Origin of the sequence: Rossellomorea vietnamensis, assembly GCF_008180615.1 — a bacterium.
GTDB classification, from domain to species: Bacteria; Bacillota; Bacilli; order Bacillales; family Bacillaceae_B; genus Rossellomorea; species Rossellomorea vietnamensis_D.
Genome location: NZ_VTEH01000019.1, coordinates 68850 through 89768, shown reverse-complemented (window position 1 = coordinate 89768; position 20919 = coordinate 68850). Strand labels below are relative to the sequence as shown.

Here is a 20919-nt window from a genome sequence, read left to right as displayed (position 1 = left end):
CCCCTAGCGGAGCCATTTTGTAGCTCTTATATCGGTACCTTCTCCCGGGGTTGACTCCACGTTGAATTCATCCATCAATCGCTTCACACCCGGCAGTCCGGCTCCAAGGCCCCCAGAAGTTGAAAAGCCGTCTTCCATCACTTTGCGAATATCCTTGATTCCAGGCCCTTCGTCCAAAGCGATTATTCGTACACCATTCTTTCCGTTCTCGCTTAATTTCTCTATACATATTTGCCCCTGTCCGGCATAAAGATATATATTCCTAGCCAGTTCAGAGATTGCAGTGGTAATCCGGGCTTGGTCGACAGTGCCAAATCCCAAATCCTTCGCTACATTCCTGCCAAGCTGCCTGGCCGCAACGATATCCCACTCATTTGTAATTTTAACGCAGGATTGGATTTCCATTCACTAGTCCCCCAATTCCTGTTGTAATTTCTCCAAACCTTTTTCTAGGTCCAACGCTGTCAGGACATCATCCAGATGTATACCAAGTTCAATTAATGTGATTGCAACTGCCGGCTGTATTCCAGTGATGACTACTTTTGCTCCCATCAGCCTTGACATATTGATTACATCACCCAGAACCTTGGCGATGAAGGAGTCGATGAAATCGATGGAAGTAATGTCAATAACCACTCCCCTGGCACTTGTTTCGTGAATTTTATGCAGCAGGTCTTCTTGAAATTGAAGCGCTGTTTGGTCATCAAGTTCCCATTGAATGGATATTAATAGACAATCGTGCAGTTTTAGTATTGGTATTCTCACACTGTTCCCTCCGTTGAAACAATTTTTCTATTCGTCATTTCCAGAGCTTTTTCAATGCCCTTTCTTAATGTGCTGTTAGTGCTGAATTGGTTCAAGTCAATGCCCAGATTCACAATCGTCTGCGCGATTTCCGGCCTGATGCCAACAAGCATGCACTGTGCACCCACAAGCCTGACAGCTTCAGAAGCCTGGATGATATGGTGAGCCACCATTGTATCCACCACTGGCACTCCGGTAATATCTATCAGGACTACTTCTGCGCGATGCTTGACCACTCCCGTAAGCAGGTTTTCCATGATCAGCCTGGCACGCTCCGTGTCAATGGTTCCGACAAGCGGCATGACGGAAATCTTTTCAAAAACCGGGATCAGCGGTGCAGAAAGTTCCTGAAGAGCGATTTTCTGCAGGGAAACCGTTTTTTCCCACGTCTTTGCATAAGCATTGACGACTTCGTTGTACATAGGTGAAAGCCACTTATCAAAGTATTCCGCAGCTTCCCTATAATTTTCCTTGTTGATTGTCCCATTTTCGCTCAAGTAATTATAGACAATGCGCCCAAACATCCTTAAGCCAGAGGTGACAAAAGTCAACGGCCAGCCCAGACCCACAATTTTCTCGGAAAAATCTGCAAGCCTGATGGAGTAATCTTCAGAATTCTCCAGGTTTGAGACGACTAAATCGACAAATTCATGGCTTGTCCTGACAAAAACCTGGTTCGATATAACCTCAGTGACAATATCGTCTGATTCGTCCTTCATTATCTCTATCCATTTGGTGACAAACTCCGATTTATTTTCTTTGATTGTTCCAATTAAATCGTTATACATCTAGTCCTCCCCATTTTATCATAAAATTTTCCGTTCCCCGTCAGAGGCGCCAGTTGTAACCTCGATTTAAAGATAGTAAAAATATATGAAGGCATACCAGAAACCGGAGCCGCCCTAGTCAAACATATATATATCAAGAAACAGAATTTCTAATTACCTAAATAAATGATTTACCCCTAATCTCTTTTATATTATAAATATGTTTTGAGTATTTGTCATATATTGTCCACTTTATAACAGTCAATGCACGCAATCCAGTTAAAAACATAATCTAAAAGAGCAATAAGTATGGTACCTTACTGTGCAATTATCCCCACAAGCAAACCTTTGTTTTCACTGGAGGTTCTACCGCCTTTTCAAATTATATGCGCTGGAAGGCCATTCCTTACATACTCATCATGCCCCGCACTAATTTTCTATCAACAAAAAAAAGAACACCCTTCCCTGAAGAGCGTTCTTTTGTCAAAACTGTATGAGACCCACACTGATCTGAAGGGCATCATCCACTTTTTCCATCATTTCATCATCTAAATGCGTAATCTTATCCGTTAAACGCTGTTTGTCGATCGTTCGTATCTGTTCGAGCAAGATAACGGAATCTCTTTCAAAGCCATAACGCTTTGCATCAATCTCAACATGAGTAGGCAGTTTTGCTTTTTGGATCTGGGCTGTGATGGCAGCCACAATCACAGTGGGACTGAACCGATTGCCGATATCGTTCTGTATGACAAGAACAGGCCGAACGCCTCCTTGCTCGGATCCGACTACTGGGGAAAGGTCCGCAAAATAGACGTCACCACGCTTGACAATCAAAGGCTTAGCCTCCACTCACTAAACGTTCGACTGTATGCTCTGCCTCATATTCTGCCTGGATGGCTTCAGAAGCAATGGCAAGATTGATCTTTGCCATTTCCATATATCCACGTCTCATTGTTTCGCGGATTTGGCGCTTCTTCCGTTCACGTAGATACATTTTAGTCGCACGATAGATATACTCATTGCGATTTACATTTTCTTGTTCTGCAAAGCCGTCTAATTCTGTAACGAGCTGTTGCGGTAAGCGAATTAAGATTTCTGTTGTTGTGCTGGAATCCGACACAAACCACACCTCCACCAATCACTATAAACCGTTTCGTTTTACTACCATGACTATCATATCATCAATTGCCTCAAGATAAAAGACATAAATAAAATCCTTCTCTATTATCGGCTTATCCCTTGGAGAATTATGCATCTTTTACCTGATCTTCCTCAATCTTATGGAATTGAACTTGATTCTGGGCAGCTCTTTCAAATAACGCGTTTGAATAAATTTGGTTCACCGCTCAGCGGGGCCTCGGCAGGCCGCTCTCCTTTCGATGCATCAGAAAGGCAGAATTTGATTCAGGCTGAAGTATCGTTTACGAACAACAGAAGGACAATAAGTGAAGGAAAAGCAGCCGCGGCCGCCTTATCTTTTATAAAACCCGCTGGTTGAAAGCAGCTGATTGGATACTTCCACAGGAGCGCCGTCCTTAAGATAAATCCTTGGAACGCGGTTGGAAATGATGCAGGGCACTTCGTAATTGATGGTCTCCATTTTGTCCGCAATCTCATCCATTGATATAAGATCATCCCCCTGCCTTCCAATCAGGGTCACCTTTGTTCCGGGCTTAAGTTCAGCAGGAAGGCTGATCATGCACTGATCCATGCAGATACGCCCTACAATCGGGACACGTTCCCCCTCTACCAGCACTTCCTGCCCTTGAAGCCTCCTTAACCAGCCGTCTGCATAGCCTATTGGCAGGGTCCCGATCCATTCATTTCTTTCTGTTTCATAAGTGGCGCCATAGCTGACCTTTTCACCGGGTTGCAATTCTTTCACCTGGACAACCCTTGAGTGAAGGGAGAAGACTTGTTCCAATGGAAACGGCAGAATTTTTTTCATTTCCTGCGACGGCGAAAGTCCATACATAGCTATCCCTGCCCTGACAGCATTGAAATGAGATTCCGGATGAGAAAGCGTTGCTGCGCTATTTGAACTGTGTATATAACGGGGCCTCTCGGACAGAACGGCTATCATTTCTTTGAAGGCCGTCAACTGCCTGTCAAAATACTGCCTGTCCAACTCATCAGCCGTAGCAAAATGGGTGAATACCCCTTCAAGCCGGAATTTATCTCCCCTCCTGATGAACTTTTCAATTTCCTTGAGTTCTTCAGGAGTCCTCACCCCGATGCGGCCCATCCCGGTATCACACTTAATGTGCAGGTTCAGCATTCCCTCTTCGTTCAACAGGCACTCTTTTGCTGATTGAAGCCACTCAAAATCAAAAACAGTCAGCGAAATTCTATGCGTTAATGCCAAGTATGCATCCTCCGCCCTTGTGGCACCAAGCACCAGGATCGGGGCATCAATTCCGTGTTCCCGAAGCGAGATGGCTTCATCTAAAAACGCCACAGCAAGTCCGCCGGCTCCTGCTTTCAATGCAGTCCGGGCTGTCTGGACATCTCCGTGTCCGTATGCATTGGCTTTAACTACCGCGAACATGGTGACATCCTTCGGTAAGTGCCGTCTGATGTTTTGAACATTTTTATATAAATTATCTAAATCAATTTCCACCCAAGTATCTCTGAAAAAACGGGTTTGAGCTATCACTGAATTCACTTCCTCTTCCTGTGAAAAAACTGCAGGCATTCCGGTATCATTTAAACTTGATTATTAAGGCTGACACAGCTGCCATAGCCTGCTTTCCTTTCCGCCTCCGAAAACCGCCAGTTTCTCAACCTTTGAAAGCCTGGCGCTTGCCGGAAAACTATTGATAAAAAACATTATGATTAAAAATTATATCAAATAGCAAACTGATTTATCTAACGGCAGCCTAAAAAGAATTCAATTTCCACAAGAAACAGCTTCATTATGGACAGCTATAAAAGATTAATTATCAGTCCAGAATCCTTTTTAAAAGGCTGTTTTCGCATATATTGTTGCTTTCGCACCCCGGATACTAAGAGTTTTATCTGTTATCGGGAAAGAGCAGCTCTTTTCTTTTCGGTATTTACCGTATTTTTTCCTTCTTCAGGTTGATATTTCTTCGGAATTAGTATCAAATAGCAACAAAGTCTTCGAAAAGCGCCTTTTTAAAAACTGGCAGAATCCGTTTAGATTGCTGCTTTCGGATACAACGATTTTCTCTTTAACCAATCTTGCTTCAAAGGGTACTTCAGATGAATAATGACGATGTTATTAAATTTATAAATAATCACCAGACGACGTAATGAGGCTAAGTTTACACCGCTCATACTCACCATAAAATAGGAGCCGCCCTATTAGAGCAGCTCCTTGAAAAATTATTTCACCATTGACCCTTGAACAGATTGTGCAATTTCCGTCATCTCTTCCGGAGTCAAATCATTGGAAGCAAGCATATAATCAACGCCATCATACGTCCAGGTAATAGAGCGGTCTGTCATAGCAGCAACCGTAAATCCAAGATCCTGGATCTCTCCGTTTACCGTCGTGGAGACCGTCACAGCCGGAACGACTGTTGATTTCTCTTGTACCAGGGTAAATGATTTTTCACCATCATAGGTGAGGACTACACGTTTTCCATCTTCCGTCTTCACTTCTTTTTCCTCAACAAGCTCTGCCCCTTTTTCAGCAGCTGCAAGCGGATAGTTGACGGAGAATTCACTGTCTCCCACACTGGCCGTTACAGGCATCTCCAGCTGAGCTCCAGTCATATTTTTCTTCATATCAAAGTCGTTTTTATCAAACGCCGCTTTTGTGTCCATTTCAGAAAACTCAACTGTCACAAGCGCATTGCGGTCTGCATCCATCACTTTTACAGATGCCGGCGTCAGATCCTTCTTGTTAAAGCTGATTTCCTGGACAGGAAGCATCTGGCTGTTTTGATACCTTGTAGCTGTTTCAAATACATAATGGCTCTTCGTTTCAGTGAACTTGGCTTCTTTGTCTTTTTCAATATCCTGCACTAATGATTCAAAAAGATAAGCCTGGCTGCTGTTGTTCGGCCAATCGCTTTCAAACCGGAAGCTTTTGTTCAATGCAGGCGTCAATACGAAAACACCTTCATCATTGCGCAAGATCATCTGGCTTTGTTCTTTTGCAGGATTAGATAAATTTACGCGGTAATAATTAGGATCATTATGCCAAATATCCACCTCATAGGTTTGCGGCTCATCGCCGACTTGAAGAGTCATCTTGGCTTTCGCTTTATATCCCTTCATATCTTCCGCTTTGGCAGTCAAATCCTTAAGAACATCTTCTTGCGACTTAGCTCCGCAAGCTGCAAGCATTACTATCGCCATCAACGCTGCAACCAAAACCACTAACTTCTTTTTCATCCTTTCAACCCCTTTTATCTCAGTTAACGTATTTGAGAGAGGGGAAAACCAGACAGCAAGAATGAACTGTTCCCATTCAAGCCGCTCACCATCCGCCGTCCAAATTCCTTCTAGGAACAGCAATCCTTTTGCCGGCTGGCCTTGTCTCTCCTATTGCACTATGAATATATGAGACAACCTTGGCGTTTATGCTAGGAAAGATGACAAGCCAGGAAAATTTAATGAGAGCAGAAGTTAATTGATTTGGATATTCCATAGGAAGTTATTCGATGAGGAGCTCGGTAAGAAGAAGTTGTGATTTCGATGGACAGATGGCTTAGGAAGGCTCAATACCCAATGGAATCTTAATAAGAGGACTAGAGGATTCTTGAGTCCTCTTGATGAAAGAAGTGCTTGGTTTGCGCAGGCTGAAGGGGTCTCTATAATGACCCTTGAGGCCAGTTCAGTCATCGCACTAGGACGTGGTCTCTAAACTGAGTTTTGAGTGCCACTTCAAGGGACAGCACACTCTGAAGTGGTCTCTAAACCTCACCTTGAGCCAATTCACGACACAAACACTCTGAAGTGGTCTCTACACCGATCTTTGAGACCTATTCAGGGCACAACACTCTCCGAAGTGGTCTCTTCACCGCCTCTTGAGACCTACTCAGGCCCCAACTCACCCCGAAGTGGTCTCTTCACCGATTCTTGAGACCAGTACAAGGATCAGCTCACTCCGAAGTGGTCTCTTCACCGATCTTTGAGAACTATTCAGGGCACAACACTCTCCGAAGTGGTCTCTAAACCGATCCTTGAGACCAATTCAAGGCACAACGCTCTCCCAAACGGTCTCAACCGGAACCCTATAACCAAATGAGGTCATCCCATTTTGAAAAGCGATATTTACACCTCTTCAATAATAACCTGCGCAGCAGCAAAGTCGCGGCTGTGCGTAATAGAAAGATGCACACCCTTCTCAACAGGAAGCGCAATATACGGCTTGCCCCGTGAGTCTTTTCTAACTTCAATATCCGTAAAAGAAAGGTCTGATCCGATTCCAGTACCACATGCCTTGGCGAACGCTTCTTTGGCGGCAAACCTGCCGGCGAGAAATTCATTCCGCCGCTCTCCAGATAAGGAGGCGTAATGATCAATCTCCGCCGCCGTTAAAATCCTTTTTATGAATTTTGGCTGCCTCTCGACAAGCTTTGCAATTCTTTTGATTTCCACAATATCCAGGCCGATTCCGCTGATCATCTAAATCCCCCGCATTCTATTTTTATCTTGACGAACATAGTATTAGTACAAGTTTCCCTCTTGAATCCTTACTGCACATCAGACTACACACTTACCGCTCCACCATGTAGAATGGTAATCATGTATGGAAAGATGCCCATCTGAACATAAGCTTATTAAAGGAGGCAATGTATGTTTATCCGGACAGAAAGTTTTTCTCAATTCATCCGTCTTTATCCAATAGTATCTCTTATCATACTCATTCACCTGCTATTATTCAGTGTGACCCTGATTCCATTTCTTCCCCAGATTTGGGTGTATGAACATCTCGCCGGAATCAACCTGTTAATATTCAACGGAGAATGGTGGAGGCTGATCACTCCCATTTTTGTTCATTTAGGGTTTGCCCACCTTTTATTCAACTCTTTTTCACTTATCCTTTTCGCTCCTCCACTGGAAAGAATGCTGGGAAAAGTAAAGTTTACCCTAGTTTATCTTAGCTGCGGCATCATCGCCAATGCCGCCACCTATTTGTTAAAGCCGCTCACCTATAATCATGTTGGCGCTTCGGGAGCGATATTCGGATTGTTCGGCATTTACGTCGGAATGGCCCTGTTCCATAAACACCTTATATCACAGCAAAATAAACAAGTCATCATTCCGATAGTTGTCATCGGGCTGGTCATGACTTTCTTTCAGTCGAACATCAATATTACCGCCCATCTATTCGGCCTGCTTGCAGGGATCACCATCTCATGGCTGCTGCTTCCTTTTATGGTCAAAAATCGGTATTAGGCTGCAGGAGCCCATCGAGGCCGGTTTTACAGCATGAGATCTCACAAGAAGACATTTGATGCTGTTAAAAGCTCTGCTATACATCATCAAATCTAATAAATCACGAGTTGATGCTGTTAAAAATCCGGTTATACATCATCAGATCTCATTAAGAGCAGGGTGATGCTGTTAAAAGTCTGGTTATACTGCATGAAATATCACCAAAAGGAATTTGATGCTGTTAAAAGCTCGGTTATTCATCATCAAATCTAATAAATCACAAGTTGATGCTGTTAAAAATCCGGTTATACATCATCAAATCTCATAAAAAGGAATTTTGTGCTGTTAAAAGTCCCTTTATACATCATCAAATCTCATTAAGAGCAGGGTGATGCTGTTAAAAATCCGGTTATACATCATCAAATCTCATAAAAAGGAATTTGGTGCTGTTAAAATTCCCTTTATACTTCATCAAATCTCACTAAAAGGAATTTGATGCTGTTAAAACGATCGTTCAACAGCACGGCATATTATAAAAGAAACGGCATCCACCGGAATCTTTCCCAAGTGGATGCCGTTCTTATTTACCAGGATAAGCCAAAAGGCAGATCACATCGCTAAGGCTGCTCGGCGTCTGGGTCCAGCCTTAACCTGCAGCTTTCTTAAAGACTCTGCTTCTCCGGATAATACCATTGATAGATGCTCCTCACACTTTCATCATCAAGATCAATGACCTTCCCGGCTGCCCCGGCTTCGCCTGATTTTACGATGGCCTTGATATTTGCCAGTTCTTTTTTCCCCTGAAAGATATTTTGGGTGGTTTCTAAAGATTGAATACGGTATTTTTTCATGAACAGTGTATTCTTTTCAATAAAACGGTGCCTTAAGGTGAGCTGCGTGTCATTGATATTCCAGCCTGCACTTCTGTATTTGGAATAGCCAAACAGCCAAAATGGAAGGTATAGCAGCAAGGACCAGAGACCGAGCGGCCAAAAGGCGATGGACAGCCCGATGACAGCTGCTGACACGAGCAAACTTTCCCTGAATAAATATCTTTTCAATGATCTTTTTGGAACCGGCATTAAGTCGACGGTAAAGTTGTATTCAGGGAGGACATCTTTCATGATTTCCGCTACCCTCCGCTTTTTTACCATGGGCAGAATTTGAATAGTGCTGCTTTCCTTTTCCAAAATCGATCCGCCGGCGCTCTCTATTTTTACTGTTGCAAAGCCCAGTGGCTGCCTCAGGATATTCTCTTCCATCCTGACACCCTGGATTCTATTGAGCGGTACAGTCATTTGCTTTTTCTCCATTAAGCCCCTTGTGATGATGAGGTCATCTCCTTGTTTTTTTACAGTGAAATCAGCATACACAATCAGAGTCCCGATAATTGCTGCAACCCACGCTATAAGAAGTCCGGCAATCACGACAAACGTTACTAGCAGCACGCCGCTGCGGACAAACTGTTCCACCTCATTAAAAACTCTCTCATATGGAATAAGTTCATCAAATTGAGATAGAAAGATAAGCACACCGGATATGACTACCCCGGCTCCTCCGGATGTAGTCCCCATCAGCAGCAAATCTCTGAATGTCATCTTAAAAATCACTTCTCCAGATTCCTGGACAACCTCATTTTCTTCTTCTGCCACTTTGTTTCTTTTCGCAGTTTTCGCTTCATTTATAATTCTCTGCAGTTCTCCAGCCTCCGCTTTGCTGATTGCAGTCAGCTCAGCTTCAGCCTGCTTCATATCAGTAGATCCGGCTGTTTCAACTTTTACCTTCACAAGCCCGAACGGCCTTTGCAGGATTCCTTCTGTCAGATTCAGACTTTGGATTCTTTCAAATGGAATATATCTCTTTTTCTTAACGAACAATCCATATTCAATCCTGAGCTCTCCGTCTTCGAGCCAGTAGGCAAAACGGAGCCACTTGATAATGCCTGCGATGAGCAGAACGACCAGGATGGCCGCCCCGATGATGAACGGAAGCCAGCCCCAAATGCCGTCCGCACTTTCTCCTCTGTTGATAAAAACAAGGAATACAAACGGAATAATAAGTTCTTTGAGCTGTTTAAGAAAGTTTGCGACTGCGGAAATCGGGTGAAGCTTCTTTTTTTCAGACATCATCTTCAGCCACCCTTGCCAATGAAGAAATGGAATTCCGGAGATCATCTGCCTCGTACATATCCAGTGCTGGTATCTCGTGTGTGGTGGCAGCTGTCGATATAGTTATGCTCGCCAGGCCATACTTCCTTAGCAAAGGACCCTGTACAGTATCAACATGCTGAACTCTTACCATAGGCACTAAGGTTCTTTTCACAAAAAAGACGCCTCTTTGAAGCTCAATTTCCTGCTCGCGCACTTCGTAACGCCATCTTTTCCAACGAATCACCGGTAATAGAAAAGCAGAAAAATATGTATATACAATAGCAGCCGCAACGGCCGCTGCCGGTATCCAAATCCGCCAGTCAAATATGACTGCCAATACAACCACCGCTATCGCCAGGATGATGACGGCAGCTGAATGCAAAAGACCAGACCACCTCCATACAGGAAGTGCCTTTTCTGAAATTCTTGTGTTTGGTTCACTAACCATCGTTCTTCCTCCAATCGATTTCTTCCCTTCTCCATTGTATACGATTGCAGAGGCTTTTAAGTTTCAATTCACGATAATATTTCAAAAGAAGCTCCATCAATCCAGCGGAGTCCTTCCTGGCTTTTCAGATCCTCCACCAGCTTAAATAAGGCATCATCCTTCTTTTTTGCTTCAATCATGCAGTCAATTTCACTGACAGAACCTTTAATCCCATTTATAAAATCCATGAACATGACAGGATCGATATATTCAGCATGTGCCCTGAATTCCTTTTCAGAACGGGGGCTCGAGATATGCATTTTCACAGGGAGAGGCGAGTTTTCCCAAGTACCGGCGACCCTTTCCCAATCTTCTTCCCAGCCTTTTTCGTGATGAGCAAGATGGTGATGATAGTCAAAGACCATTGGAATCCCAAGCTTTTCACATAAATATAAAGTATCGTGAAGCGTGAAGACGGTATCATCATTCTCGAGGATAACCATTTCCTGAAGCGGAACGGGTGTCAATCCCCAATTATGGATGAACTGTTCTAACGCCTGTTCTTTATCCTCGTATGCCCCTCCGACATGAAGGACACAGCGGTGCTTGGAATCAATTTCCATCCCTCTCAGCAATGCTTCATGAATCTTCAATGTTTGCAGCGTGTTTTTCAAAGTATCCTTATTATTTGTGTTGAGGAGGACGAAGTGATCAGGGTGAAACCCGACCCGCTGGGGATGTTCCTTAATAAAATCCCCCAATTCACCCAATGGTTCTTTCAGCGCCCTCATGAATTTCCAATCCTTCAACTCCGGATGATTGGCAAGAGGAATAAGTTTGGAGCTGAACCTGAAAAATTTTATATCGTGAGCCAGATTATGCTTAAGGAGCCTCAGGCAGTTTTGCAGATTGCTCACCGCAATCCGTTCGAGCTTCCGCAGGCCTGCCTCCCGATCCTTCAGCTGAGAAAACTGTTTATACGTCATCGTCTGGGATGGTGATGCATTCTCAAGGTGCACACTCATCGCTACATATCCAAGTCGAACTATTGTCATTTCTGCACCCGCCTTTTTGGGAATAGTATCTGCCAACGAAGTGATTTCTATCAGGGTCTTGGCGCTGCAGAATACTTAAAGTGGGTTTATCGGCGGCAACTGGGCGTCTATCGGCACTTTGCGAACTTTTTTCGGCGAAATCTAGAGATTTATCGGCGGTATGGCAGCTTTTATCGGCGAAAAAGGACTGTTTATCGGCCAAACAACAAATTTCGACATCTTTACACATGAACAAAAGCGGAAGCGCCTTGTCCAGCCCCGAGGGGCTAGGCGCTGAAGCTGGACGGACCAAAAGCGGAAGCGCCTTGCCAGCCCCGACAGGCAAATGTTCTCAAGAGAAAAAAAGGAGGGCTTTCCTTTTATTCTCTTGAGGTTATTTGACCCCGAGGGGCTAGGCGCTTAAGCTGGACGTGGATAATATAGCTATAAGCCATCCACAGAGGGTAATTTTTTCATTTTCTTTTCTAAAAAGTAAAAAAACCATCTCCCGAAGGAAATGGTTTTCAAATTCGATATTAAGATTCTCTTTGCTGCTTACGGCGAGGAGGGTTCTTAGAACGGCCTCTGGAAGAAGAGTAACCTTGTCTTCCTCCGCCTTTGCCTCCGCGTGAAGAAGATCCTTTTTTGTAGTCACGGTTTCCACCGCCGCGTCCGCCTTTGTTTGGAAGAGGTCTTTCTTCCGAGATTTGGACTGGAGTATCATCCGGCTCTTTCGTCATAAGACGAAGAGCTGCTGCTACGATTTCTACGCTGTCATGGTCTTCAAGAAGTTCTTTCGCCATACCGCGGTAGTTTTGCAATTCGTTGGATTTCACTGTTTCAACCAGCTTTTCCATTGCAAGGCGCTGCTGCCCTTCCAACGCTTCGTTGGAGCTAGGCGGCTTCATTTGAGTCATGCTCTTCTTCGTTGTTTTCTCAACGATACGAAGGTAACCCATTTCTCTTGGTGTAACAAATGTCAGTGCCATACCTTCTTTACCTGCACGTCCTGTACGTCCAATACGGTGAACGTAGCTTTCAGGGTCTTGAGGAATATCGAAGTTGTACACGTGAGTTACGCCTGAGATATCCAATCCACGGGCTGCAACATCTGTAGCAACAAGAACATCGATGCGGCCTTCTTTGAACTGGCGAAGAACAGTCATACGTTTCGCCTGGCTTAAGTCACCATGGATACCCTCTGCAGAGTAGCCTCTTAGTGTCAAAGCACGAGCCAGTTCATCAACACGGCGCTTTGTGCGGCCGAAGATGATGGCAAGTTCAGGTGATTGAACATCAAGAAGACGTGAAAGCACGTCAAATTTTTCTTTTTCATGTGCTTTCACATAGTACTGCTCAATGTGCGGTACAGTCATTTCCTTGGATTTCACACTTACTGTTTCAGGGTCTGTCATGAAGTTATTTGCAATCTTGCGGATCGGCCCAGGCATTGTCGCTGAGAACAATAGCGTTTGGCGCTCATCCGGTACATTCTTCAAGATTGATTCGATATCTTCGATGAAGCCCATGTTAAGCATTTCATCAGCTTCGTCCAAAACAAGTGTGCTTACGTTTCCAAGCTTTAATGTTCTGCGGTTGATATGGTCAAGCATACGACCTGGTGTACCGACGATGATATGAGGGTTCTTTTTCATTGCACGGATTTGGCGCTGGATATCCTGGCCGCCGTATACAGCTAAAACGTTGATTCTTTTATCCTGGCCGATTTTGTATAATTCTTCTGAAACCTGGATAGCCAATTCACGTGTAGGCGCAATGATAAGCCCTTGAACGTTCGGGTTTTTAACATCGATTTTTTCTACCATCGGGATACCGAAAGCAGTTGTTTTACCAGTACCTGTCTGAGCCTGGCCGATGACATCCTTGCCTTCAAGCGCCAATGGAATCGCACCTGATTGGATTGGTGTAGCTTCTTCAAAGCCCATGCGGTTGACGGCCTTTAATGTACTAGAACTTAAGTTTAACTCTGAAAACTTTGTCAATTTCTCATTCTCCTTTTGTTTAGGACAGTTTTCGCATTATTTGTTGCATTTCGAACCCGGAATCATCCGGATTCCTGCAGACATCTGCTCTATTCCCTAAAGATCCTGAAGGGGAGCGAATGATACAAAGAAATATTTCCACTCTAATAGCAACAAAGCTCACGAAAAAAGCCTTGGTTATTGATGTATATATTATATTGACATGGTCTACATTTTCCTAAAGAGAACCCGGCTATAGTCTAAGCTCCCTTGCAATCAGGGACATGGATCTTACCGAGAATATATTTAATGTGAAAGCCGTGTTATCCTTATCGGCAAAGTATTTGGGACAATTACTACCCTACAAAAAAAATTACTCTTCTTAAAGAAGAGTTTGCACAAAAAAATGTGAACAATGTTATGGATATGTTACCACTAATAGAAAAGAATTTCAATTAAAGTAAAATTATCTTGCTATTCACTTTACTTGGCAAGGAATATTTTCACCTTTTCAAACAACTCTTCACTGTCGTCGCTGTGGCAGATCAAGTGCTTTGCTTCATCCGAAAAATATTTTTCTTTTTCTTTGTATGTAATTTCTTCATACAAGAAATCCGCACTTTTCGGAGGGACGATACCGTCTTTTTTTCCTTGCGCAATGAAAACCGGAACCTCAATTTCCTTCAAAAGGGGCTTCACCATGAGCACTACCTTCCTGAATTGGTAGGTTGCCGATATAGGTGTATCTTTAATTTTTTTCTTATATCTCACATACAGCTCATTATTGGTCAGCTCTCCCCGAAAAACGTCCTGAATCATATCCTTGATGTCTGCCAGAAGTTGTTTCGGGTTGACATAGTATGCAGCCGCGCTCAGGAGGACCAGCTTGCTGACGGGATATTTGACAGTCAGATAGCTTGCAATCAAACCGCCCATCGAAAAACCGATCACATACACTTCATCACATTCCTCTAACAAGAACTGCAATTCTTTTTCAGCATGGTCAATCCATTCGTCCGCCTTCTTGCCTCTCAGGTCGAGGGTTTCACCGTGACCAGGAAGCGTCGGGACAGCAATCTTCCATTCTGTATGATGTTCCAGATATTGTGCAATAGGGTCTACTTCGTAAGGTCCACCTGTAAAACCATGTATAATTAAACATCCATTCATCATTATCACCGTTTTCAAGGTATTATATTTATAGCTGCTTAAATTATTTTTCCGCTCCAGGTGTTCGAAAACTTTGTGATGCTCCCGGGTTTTAAGTGCCAGAAACCAAAGCTTCAGAAACAGATGGCGAGTTTCTTTGTTCATATCCGAAGATTGCGAGACTCTAAGGCAAAATTATGGGCACTAATTGAAATATCGGGCAAATCTCATTTAAGCAGCTGCCGGTTCTTAACTCTTCTTTTAGGAGGCTTCTCCATGAACGCAATTTTGTTTGATCTCGACAGGACACTTCACGACCGTGACGCTTCAGTGCTGCAATTCCTGAAAGCGCAGCATCGATATTTAAACGAACTTCAACACTCTGCCATTCCCTACACTTATATTGACCGGTTCATTGAACTGGAGTGCAGGGGATATGTCTGGAAAGATAAGGTCTACAGCACACTTGCACAAGAGTTCAGTCTGCCTTTAACACCCGAAGAACTGCTTCTTGAATATGTGGCGGGCTTTCACCTGCACTGCCAGGAAATAGATGAAGCTTCAGCCCTCCTGGATTTTTTAAAAACAAAAGGCTATAAAATTGGAATGGTGACCAATGGTATGTCAGACATTCAAAATAAAACAATCGACTCCCTCGGAATCCGTTCTTACTTCGACACGATCATCATTTCTGAGGAAGCAGGTATCAAAAAGCCGGACCCTGCTATTTTTAACATGGCTGCCGAGGTGCTTGGAACAGCCCCGTCAGAATGTCTCTATATAGGGGACCATTATGAGAACGATATTCTCGCAGCCCAAAAAGCTGGCATGAAAGCAGCATGGCTCACGGAGGATGAATCTGCGGTAAGTGAACATGTAGCCGATTTGAAAATTTCATCCTTGGGTGAACTAAAGGGATACTTAACTACATATACTCTCTAAATTTATATTTCGGGGCAGGTGCCTGGCACAACTTGCAGATTCATGCCAGGCACTCCTGGTCAGCCTCTAGTTTGTAAGCTGTTCAATGACTTCTTCCAGCTTCATTCCGCGGGAAGCTTTAAACAGGACAACCTCACCACCCTGAAGGATACTTTCCAATTTCTCAGTCAAAGCTTGCTTATCTTCAAATGAAAAGACTTTTTCTTCACCGATGGATTCAGCTGCACCTTTGGCCAGATGCTTTGAAAGGCTGCCAAATGTAAAGACGAGGTCGATCTTCCCTGTTTGGATTTCCCTGCCCACTTCATAGTGGTAGGTTTCTTCATCCGGCCCTAATTCTAGCATATCGCCGGCCACAAGGATTTTCTTGCTGCCGTCTTCCAATCCGGATAGAAGGTTGATGGCTGCTCTCATGGAGGTAGGGCTGGCATTATAAGCATCATTCAGAATCTTTTCTCCCTGCTTTCCTTGCAGCATTTCCATTCTCATTTGCGTAAGCTTAAGCTGTTTAAAAGCCACTGGCATATCTTTGTACTCAACACCAAATTCTTTAGCGACCATTATGGCTGCTAGGGCGTTCATAACATTATGCTCTCCAAGCACCGGAAGTACGATCTCTGTTTGAGGGTCTCCGTTTACTCTGAACACACTTCCGGAATCTTTTGTTTTAACATCGACAGGATATAATGTATTCTGCTGTCCCGTTCCAAATGTTTCTACCCTGAACGGCCACTCATTGTTAATTCTTTCTCTTAATAACGGCTCTTCTCCGTAATAGACAAAAAGACCCTCTTTCTTCAACCCGCTGATAATTTCCAGCTTGGCTTTGGCAATCCCTTCTCTTGATCCAAGGTCCTGCAGGTGAGATTCCCCGATGTTCGTGATGATAGCTGCATCCGGACGCGCAATATCTGACAGCTTTTCAATTTCGCCAAATCCGCTCATTCCCATTTCCAGCACGGCAACCTCCGTGTCGTTTTCGAGATCAAGGATGGTCAATGGGAGGCCGATATGGCTGTTGAAGTTTCCTTGTGTCTTTTGAACCTTATACTTTAAGCTGAGCAGGTTGGCCACCATATCTTTAGTGGTCGTTTTCCCATTGCTTCCTGTGATCCCGACGACTTTAAGGCCCAGCTCATTGCGATAAGCCGTGGACAGATTCTGCAATGCCTCCAGGCTGTTCTCCACTATAATGATCGGCAGTCCTTCTGGAGGGTTCGGGACATCTTTTTCCCAAAGTGACGCACTCGCTCCGCTCTCGATGGCTCCTTCCACAAACTTATGGCCGTCCACCTTTTCGCCTTTGAAAGGGATGAACAGGTTTCCTTTTTCAATCTTTCTGGAATCAATGCACACTCCTTGAATCGTTACATTGTTAAATGCCGATACATCATTCTCTACTTTAATCATCTTGGCTAATTCGCCTAAAGACTTGTTTATCATTCCGACATCTCCCTTTCAGTTCGCCCATTTTCTTTTATTATAGGCTCTTTTTTCAACATTGTTACTCTTTAATATGTATAAAAGAAGAGAGCTGACCAGTAGATCGTCAGCCCTTCTTGCCTTACATGGTATGTTTGATGTTCTGCTTCTCAGCATGGCGTTCTTTTGCAAGGTGGACAAGGCGCTCGATCAATTCAGGATACTCGACTCCGCTGTGCTTCCAAAGGAGCGGGAACATGCTGAATGGAGTGAAGCCAGGCATCGTATTGACTTCATTCATATAAATCTGGCCGTCTTCTGTTAAAAAGAAGTCGGCGCGTACCAAGCCGGAGCAATCTAGTGCTTTAAAGGAATCGACAGCAATTCTCTTCATATCTTCGTATACATGCTTCGGGATTTCCGCTGGGATGACGAGAGCCGTGTCCCCATCTTCATATTTTGCTTTGTAATCATAAAAATCTTTTTTTGGCAGAATTTCACCAGGAACAGAACATTCCGGTTCATCGTTCCCCAGGACACCAAGCTCAATTTCCCTTGCTTTGACGCCCTGTTCAATGATGATCTTGCGGTCAAATTGGAAAGCTTCTTTGAATGCAAGGATAAGTTCTTCACGGGAAGAGGCCTTGCTGATGCCGACAGAAGAGCCAAGATTGGCCGGTTTGACGAAACAAGGATAGCCGATTTCTTTTTCCACATCCAGATAAGCGGCTTCAGGGTCGCTTTCCCATGTTTTCTTTAAGTACCAGACATAATTCACTTGAGGGATCCCCGCCTGGGCATACAGGTTTTTCATGATGACTTTATCCATGCCTGCAGCTGAAGCCAGGACACCGTTTCCGACATAAGGAAGATTCAAAAGCTCAAGCATTCCCTGCACTGTGCCGTCTTCCCCATTCGGACCGTGAAGAAGCGGAAGAATGACATCAAATGTACCCTCCTCACTTTCTGACGGGCTTAAGGTTGTACTCAAAGCATTGGGAGCAATCGCTTCTCCCTCGGTGAATGCCAGTTCCTTTGCATTTTCGACAGGCCCTTGAAGCTGAGGCCCTTTTACCCACTGGCCCTCTTCAGAAATATAGATAGGGTGGATATCGTATTTATCATTATCAAGTGCGCCGATTACAGCTTTTGCTGTCTGCAATGAGACCTGGTGCTCAGCTGATTTGCCGCCGTATAGTAAACAGATTTTTGTTTTCATAGTATAGCCTCCAATGAAGAAGTAAGATGTTTCTATTTTATCACTTTCGCATAAAAGCGGAAGAAGGATTATGCAGGAAAAACAAAATAAGTGTTTGGTTGATTCCTGCTGAATGAATTGACGAGCCGCTTAGCTTATAAAATGGATAAATTATCATTATTAACCTATGTAGTAAGAAGAATGTCCTGCCACCTGCTATTCAGGCGCATGTAAAATATACCCCCCATACACGCCCCGTCAAACATGATTATTATGGAGGAACAGCTCGGGAGCTATTCACCAATCCACTTTAACACATTAACGCACCGAAAGGGACAGTCCCCTTCAGTGCGTTAACGGGTTAAAGATTTGACATTTTCCCTTATATTTCGGGTGGTGACTGTCACCGCACCACCAGGACAGGCCTGTCCGCTTTTTGAACAACTTTATGGCTCACGCTTCCAAGCATAAGCTCCTGAATGGTGTTTAAGCCCCTGCTTCCTATGACAATCATATCCACGTTTTCCTTTTGTGCACAGAGGATGATTTCTTCTGCCGGATCACCTTTAGTCAGGTTGACAGAGTAGGCCAGTCCCGCTTCTTCAAAAACGTTGGATACCGGCTTCAACTTCTCTTCCCGTTCTCTCTGCCTTGCCCAGGGATTCATGCCGAGCCAGGCATCGTGCTTGGATGCTTCATGATCGATAACATGCACAACCATCAATCTATATTCCGCGCCGCCCTTTAGTAAAGTTACAACATGCTCTGCCGCTTTGCTTACATGCGGCGATCCGTCAGATGCCAGCAGTATCGATTTCAACCTCAACACCTCTTTTAAATGTATTTTAACAGATGCGTGCTTTCGAAGAAGTATCCTTTCGGACCAACTTTTCGTCTTTTTTTATCAAACTTTGCTATACCATACGTCTTTTTTCCTGTTTTTTTGTCGCATTAGAGATTTCTGTAATGAAACTGCTATAAAAGGGATTATAGTTTCTGGTGTGGAGGAAGCCCGCCGCTCATCTTATCGTGATAGTTGTCCTGCTGATTTCCGCTTCAGGTGCGCTGCTCCTCGGGGCAGTTGGTGAGCATCTCAGTGTTGTCTGCATAAAGCCCGATAGACAAATTCTTAAAGGTGAATCATGTCAGTTTTCCTTTTATTACTCCGCAGGGCTGGACGCTTCATTAGAAAAACAACAATGCTCACATAACAAAGCCTAAAATAAAGAGAGAAATTCCCCTTATTTAAGAAACTCGCACTCAAAATAGCTTAAATAGAGGGAAAAAGTCCCTCTATTTGCTTAAAAAACGGAAAAATAGTTCATTTCACTATGCTTACTATTTAGCCCCCTAACTCATTTGGACACCTCATTCTAAAAATAATAAGATAGAAGTATCAAAGGAGGAGTCCAAATGAGTAAACGAAATGGACCGATGGAAGATGTAAAAAAACAATATGTTCGTATGGCCTTAGAGTCTGGAAACATGTCTTTTATCGCTCGAAAAACAGGTGTGAATAAGTCGACTCTTGCTAATTGGGTGAAACAATATCGTGATGATATAGAAGAGGATATGAGGCGAGAAGGCGTTTTGCCCTTATCTAAAACCTCTTCAGAAAATGATATTCAAAAGAAGTACGACCAAGCCATGAAGCTGCTTGGTGAGAAAGAACTTGAAGTAACTATGCTTCGTGAAATGCTAAAAAAAAAGTTTCCGGACTTTCCGAGCGAATAGAGTTCGCCCATGAATGGATCCTGGAGGGTTTTCCTGCTACCCGTGTATTAAACATTGTTTCTGTACAACGAAGTACGTATTACCATAGACTTTCTCATACATCGGTAAAACAAGTGAAAACTGGAGGAAGGCCTATACCGGGATACTCCCGAACCAAGAAAGGCAAAAAAGTGACAGATACGAAAATAAAGGAATATCTATTGGCGTTAATAGAGGGAGAAGAAGCTGTATATGGCTATCGAAAACTCACTAAATCCTTAAAGAAGATCTATCAATTAATCATAAATAAAAAGAAGGTCTATCGCTTGTGTAAGGAGTTAGACATTCTCATGCCTCAACGGGAAAAGAAACAAAAGCATCCTAGAAAACTTGCTAGAAATCGTGAAGTGACAGCTCCTAATCAATTATGGCAGCTGGATATTAAGTATGGATATGTATTGTCTTCTAGGCGTTATTTCTTTCTTGCAAGCGCTAATGATGTCTATGATCGTACGATTGTTGGTCATTACAGAGGAACTGTTTGTGAAGCCAAGCATATAACGAAAATGCTTCAGAAAGCTGTGATGAAAAGGGGCCTTCATATCCCAGATGAAAGCGACACTGACACACCAAAGTTAATCATTCGAACGGATAATGGCCCTCAATTTTGTAGTAACCATTTTCGTGCATTTTGTGCTGAACAGATGAAGGTAGAACATGAAAGAATTCCACCTAAATCACCTAATCTCAATGCGTATATTGAATCGTTCCATAGCGTATTAGAGCGAGAGTGTTATCAACCCAATGAATTCATCACCTTTGAACATGCCTATAAAGTGGTAGATGATTATATTAGGTTTTACAACGAAAAAAGATTCCACGGAAGCTTAAAAGATGATTCTCCTCATGAATACTATGAGAAGTGGAAAAACAATCAACTTAAACCACTTAAGCTAACCATGTGACCTCCTATTCAT

At 43.6% G+C, this 20919-nt stretch carries 20 protein-coding genes; 4 read left to right on the top strand and 16 right to left on the bottom strand.

The annotated features are described in order from the left end of the window. Positions 1 to 3: 3 nt before the first annotated feature. The 8 genes from FZC79_RS19350 to acpS all read right to left on the bottom strand — a co-directional run bounded on the left by FZC79_RS19350 (position 4) and on the right by acpS (position 7172). Positions 4 to 405, bottom strand: a complete 402-nt coding sequence (locus tag FZC79_RS19350; protein ID WP_119547306.1) for an anti-sigma regulatory factor — start codon at positions 403 to 405, stop codon at positions 4 to 6. 3 nt (positions 406 to 408) lie between these two features. After that, entirely contained in the window at positions 409 to 765 is a 357-nt protein-coding gene (locus FZC79_RS19345) for an STAS domain-containing protein (protein WP_006838632.1), read from the bottom strand. After that, positions 762 to 1592, bottom strand: coding sequence for an RsbT co-antagonist protein RsbRA (locus FZC79_RS19340; RefSeq protein ID WP_148948371.1), 831 nt, complete (start codon positions 1590 to 1592; stop codon positions 762 to 764). Before FZC79_RS19340 ends, FZC79_RS19345 begins: the two co-directional genes overlap by 4 nt. A 462-nt stretch (positions 1593 to 2054) precedes the next feature. Further along, entirely contained in the window at positions 2055 to 2405 is a 351-nt protein-coding gene (gene ndoA, locus FZC79_RS19335) for a type II toxin-antitoxin system endoribonuclease NdoA (protein WP_006838214.1), read from the bottom strand. 4 nt (positions 2406 to 2409) lie between these two features. Continuing rightward, positions 2410 to 2691, bottom strand: a complete 282-nt coding sequence (locus FZC79_RS19330) for a CopG family ribbon-helix-helix protein (RefSeq protein ID WP_148941368.1) — start codon at positions 2689 to 2691, stop codon at positions 2410 to 2412. Between the two features lie 351 nt (positions 2692 to 3042). Continuing rightward, entirely contained in the window at positions 3043 to 4227 is a 1185-nt protein-coding gene (alr, locus tag FZC79_RS19325) for an alanine racemase (protein WP_252183403.1), read from the bottom strand. A gap of 692 nt (positions 4228 to 4919) precedes the next feature. Next, positions 4920 to 5936: a LolA family protein gene (locus FZC79_RS19320; protein ID WP_148948369.1), complete on the bottom strand. Its 1017-nt coding sequence runs from the start codon at positions 5934 to 5936 to the stop codon at positions 4920 to 4922. Positions 5937 to 6818: 882 nt separating this feature from the next. Continuing rightward, a complete protein-coding gene (gene acpS / locus FZC79_RS19315) occupies positions 6819 to 7172 on the bottom strand; it encodes a holo-ACP synthase (RefSeq protein WP_148948368.1) in 354 nt (117 codons plus the stop codon). Positions 7173 to 7343: 171 nt separating this feature from the next. On the opposite strand from acpS, the gene FZC79_RS19310 reads away from it, so the two are divergent. Next, positions 7344 to 7946 (top strand): rhomboid family intramembrane serine protease, encoded by a 603-nt coding sequence (locus tag FZC79_RS19310; protein ID WP_148948367.1) that lies wholly within the window; start codon positions 7344 to 7346, stop codon positions 7944 to 7946. A 641-nt stretch (positions 7947 to 8587) separates the two neighbouring features. Here FZC79_RS19310 and FZC79_RS19305 read toward each other — a convergent pair. The 5 genes from FZC79_RS19305 to FZC79_RS19280 all read right to left on the bottom strand — a co-directional run bounded on the left by FZC79_RS19305 (position 8588) and on the right by FZC79_RS19280 (position 14688). After that, the gene (locus FZC79_RS19305) at positions 8588 to 10054 is read right to left on the bottom strand and encodes a PH domain-containing protein (protein WP_353733621.1); all 1467 of its coding nucleotides are present in this window, start codon (positions 10052 to 10054) and stop codon (positions 8588 to 8590) included. Next, positions 10044 to 10523 carry a PH domain-containing protein gene (locus tag FZC79_RS19300; RefSeq protein ID WP_148948365.1) on the bottom strand — a complete coding sequence of 160 codons (480 nt, stop codon included), beginning with the start codon at positions 10521 to 10523 and terminating at the stop codon, positions 10044 to 10046. Before FZC79_RS19300 ends, FZC79_RS19305 begins: the two co-directional genes overlap by 11 nt. Positions 10524 to 10591: 68 nt before the next feature. Then, positions 10592 to 11557 (bottom strand): UV DNA damage repair endonuclease UvsE, encoded by a 966-nt coding sequence (gene uvsE, locus FZC79_RS19295; protein WP_148948364.1) that lies wholly within the window; start codon positions 11555 to 11557, stop codon positions 10592 to 10594. A 515-nt stretch (positions 11558 to 12072) separates the two neighbouring features. After that, complete coding sequence (locus FZC79_RS19285; RefSeq protein ID WP_113927680.1) at positions 12073 to 13539, bottom strand: DEAD/DEAH box helicase; 1467 nt, start codon at positions 13537 to 13539, stop codon at positions 12073 to 12075. Positions 13540 to 14001: 462 nt separating this feature from the next. Beyond that, the gene (locus FZC79_RS19280) at positions 14002 to 14688 is read right to left on the bottom strand and encodes an alpha/beta hydrolase (protein ID WP_148948363.1); all 687 of its coding nucleotides are present in this window, start codon (positions 14686 to 14688) and stop codon (positions 14002 to 14004) included. A 255-nt stretch (positions 14689 to 14943) separates the two neighbouring features. Between FZC79_RS19280 and FZC79_RS19275 the strand changes: the two genes are divergently transcribed. Beyond that, positions 14944 to 15609 carry an HAD family hydrolase gene (locus FZC79_RS19275; protein WP_187442896.1) on the top strand — a complete coding sequence of 222 codons (666 nt, stop codon included), beginning with the start codon at positions 14944 to 14946 and terminating at the stop codon, positions 15607 to 15609. 66 nt (positions 15610 to 15675) lie between these two features. Here FZC79_RS19275 and FZC79_RS19270 read toward each other — a convergent pair whose 3' ends face one another. From FZC79_RS19270 to FZC79_RS19260, 3 genes are all read right to left on the bottom strand, one after another. Further along, on the bottom strand, positions 15676 to 17052 hold the full coding sequence (locus FZC79_RS19270; protein ID WP_148948361.1) for a UDP-N-acetylmuramoyl-tripeptide--D-alanyl-D-alanine ligase: 1377 nt from the start codon (positions 17050 to 17052) through the stop codon (positions 15676 to 15678). A 121-nt stretch (positions 17053 to 17173) separates the two neighbouring features. Beyond that, a complete protein-coding gene (locus FZC79_RS19265; protein ID WP_148948360.1) occupies positions 17174 to 18250 on the bottom strand; it encodes a D-alanine--D-alanine ligase in 1077 nt (358 codons plus the stop codon). Positions 18251 to 18632: 382 nt separating this feature from the next. Continuing rightward, complete coding sequence (locus FZC79_RS19260) at positions 18633 to 19049, bottom strand: universal stress protein (protein WP_187442895.1); 417 nt, start codon at positions 19047 to 19049, stop codon at positions 18633 to 18635. A 593-nt stretch (positions 19050 to 19642) separates the two neighbouring features. Here FZC79_RS19260 and FZC79_RS19255 point away from each other — a divergent pair. Further along, entirely contained in the window at positions 19643 to 19963 is a 321-nt protein-coding gene (locus tag FZC79_RS19255; protein ID WP_148948358.1) for a transposase, read from the top strand. Then, positions 19960 to 20907: an IS3 family transposase gene (locus tag FZC79_RS19250; RefSeq protein WP_148948357.1), complete on the top strand. Its 948-nt coding sequence runs from the start codon at positions 19960 to 19962 to the stop codon at positions 20905 to 20907. Before FZC79_RS19255 ends, FZC79_RS19250 begins: the two co-directional genes overlap by 4 nt. The last annotated feature ends 12 nt before the right edge of the window (positions 20908 to 20919 follow it).

What these genes read in the sequence shown, in the direction of transcription:
- FZC79_RS19275 (WP_187442896.1), top strand. Translation starts at nt 14,944, where the DNA reads ATGAACGCAATTTTGTTTGATCTCGACAGGACACTTCACGACCGTGAC.
- acpS (WP_148948368.1), bottom strand. Translation starts at nt 7,172, where the DNA reads ATGATCAGCGGAATCGGCCTGGATATTGTGGAAATCAAAAGAATTGCA.
- FZC79_RS19300 (WP_148948365.1), bottom strand. Translation starts at nt 10,523, where the DNA reads ATGGTTAGTGAACCAAACACAAGAATTTCAGAAAAGGCACTTCCTGTA.
- FZC79_RS19340 (WP_148948371.1), bottom strand. Translation starts at nt 1,592, where the DNA reads ATGTATAACGATTTAATTGGAACAATCAAAGAAAATAAATCGGAGTTT.
- FZC79_RS19255 (WP_148948358.1), top strand. Translation starts at nt 19,643, where the DNA reads ATGAGTAAACGAAATGGACCGATGGAAGATGTAAAAAAACAATATGTT.
- FZC79_RS19350 (WP_119547306.1), bottom strand. Translation starts at nt 405, where the DNA reads ATGGAAATCCAATCCTGCGTTAAAATTACAAATGAGTGGGATATCGTT.
- uvsE (WP_148948364.1), bottom strand. Translation starts at nt 11,557, where the DNA reads ATGACAATAGTTCGACTTGGATATGTAGCGATGAGTGTGCACCTTGAG.
- FZC79_RS19310 (WP_148948367.1), top strand. Translation starts at nt 7,344, where the DNA reads ATGTTTATCCGGACAGAAAGTTTTTCTCAATTCATCCGTCTTTATCCA.
- FZC79_RS19265 (WP_148948360.1), bottom strand. Translation starts at nt 18,250, where the DNA reads ATGAAAACAAAAATCTGTTTACTATACGGCGGCAAATCAGCTGAGCAC.
- FZC79_RS19270 (WP_148948361.1), bottom strand. Translation starts at nt 17,052, where the DNA reads ATGATAAACAAGTCTTTAGGCGAATTAGCCAAGATGATTAAAGTAGAG.
- FZC79_RS19305 (WP_353733621.1), bottom strand. Translation starts at nt 10,054, where the DNA reads ATGATGTCTGAAAAAAAGAAGCTTCACCCGATTTCCGCAGTCGCAAAC.
- FZC79_RS19280 (WP_148948363.1), bottom strand. Translation starts at nt 14,688, where the DNA reads ATGAATGGATGTTTAATTATACATGGTTTTACAGGTGGACCTTACGAA.
- FZC79_RS19320 (WP_148948369.1), bottom strand. Translation starts at nt 5,936, where the DNA reads ATGAAAAAGAAGTTAGTGGTTTTGGTTGCAGCGTTGATGGCGATAGTA.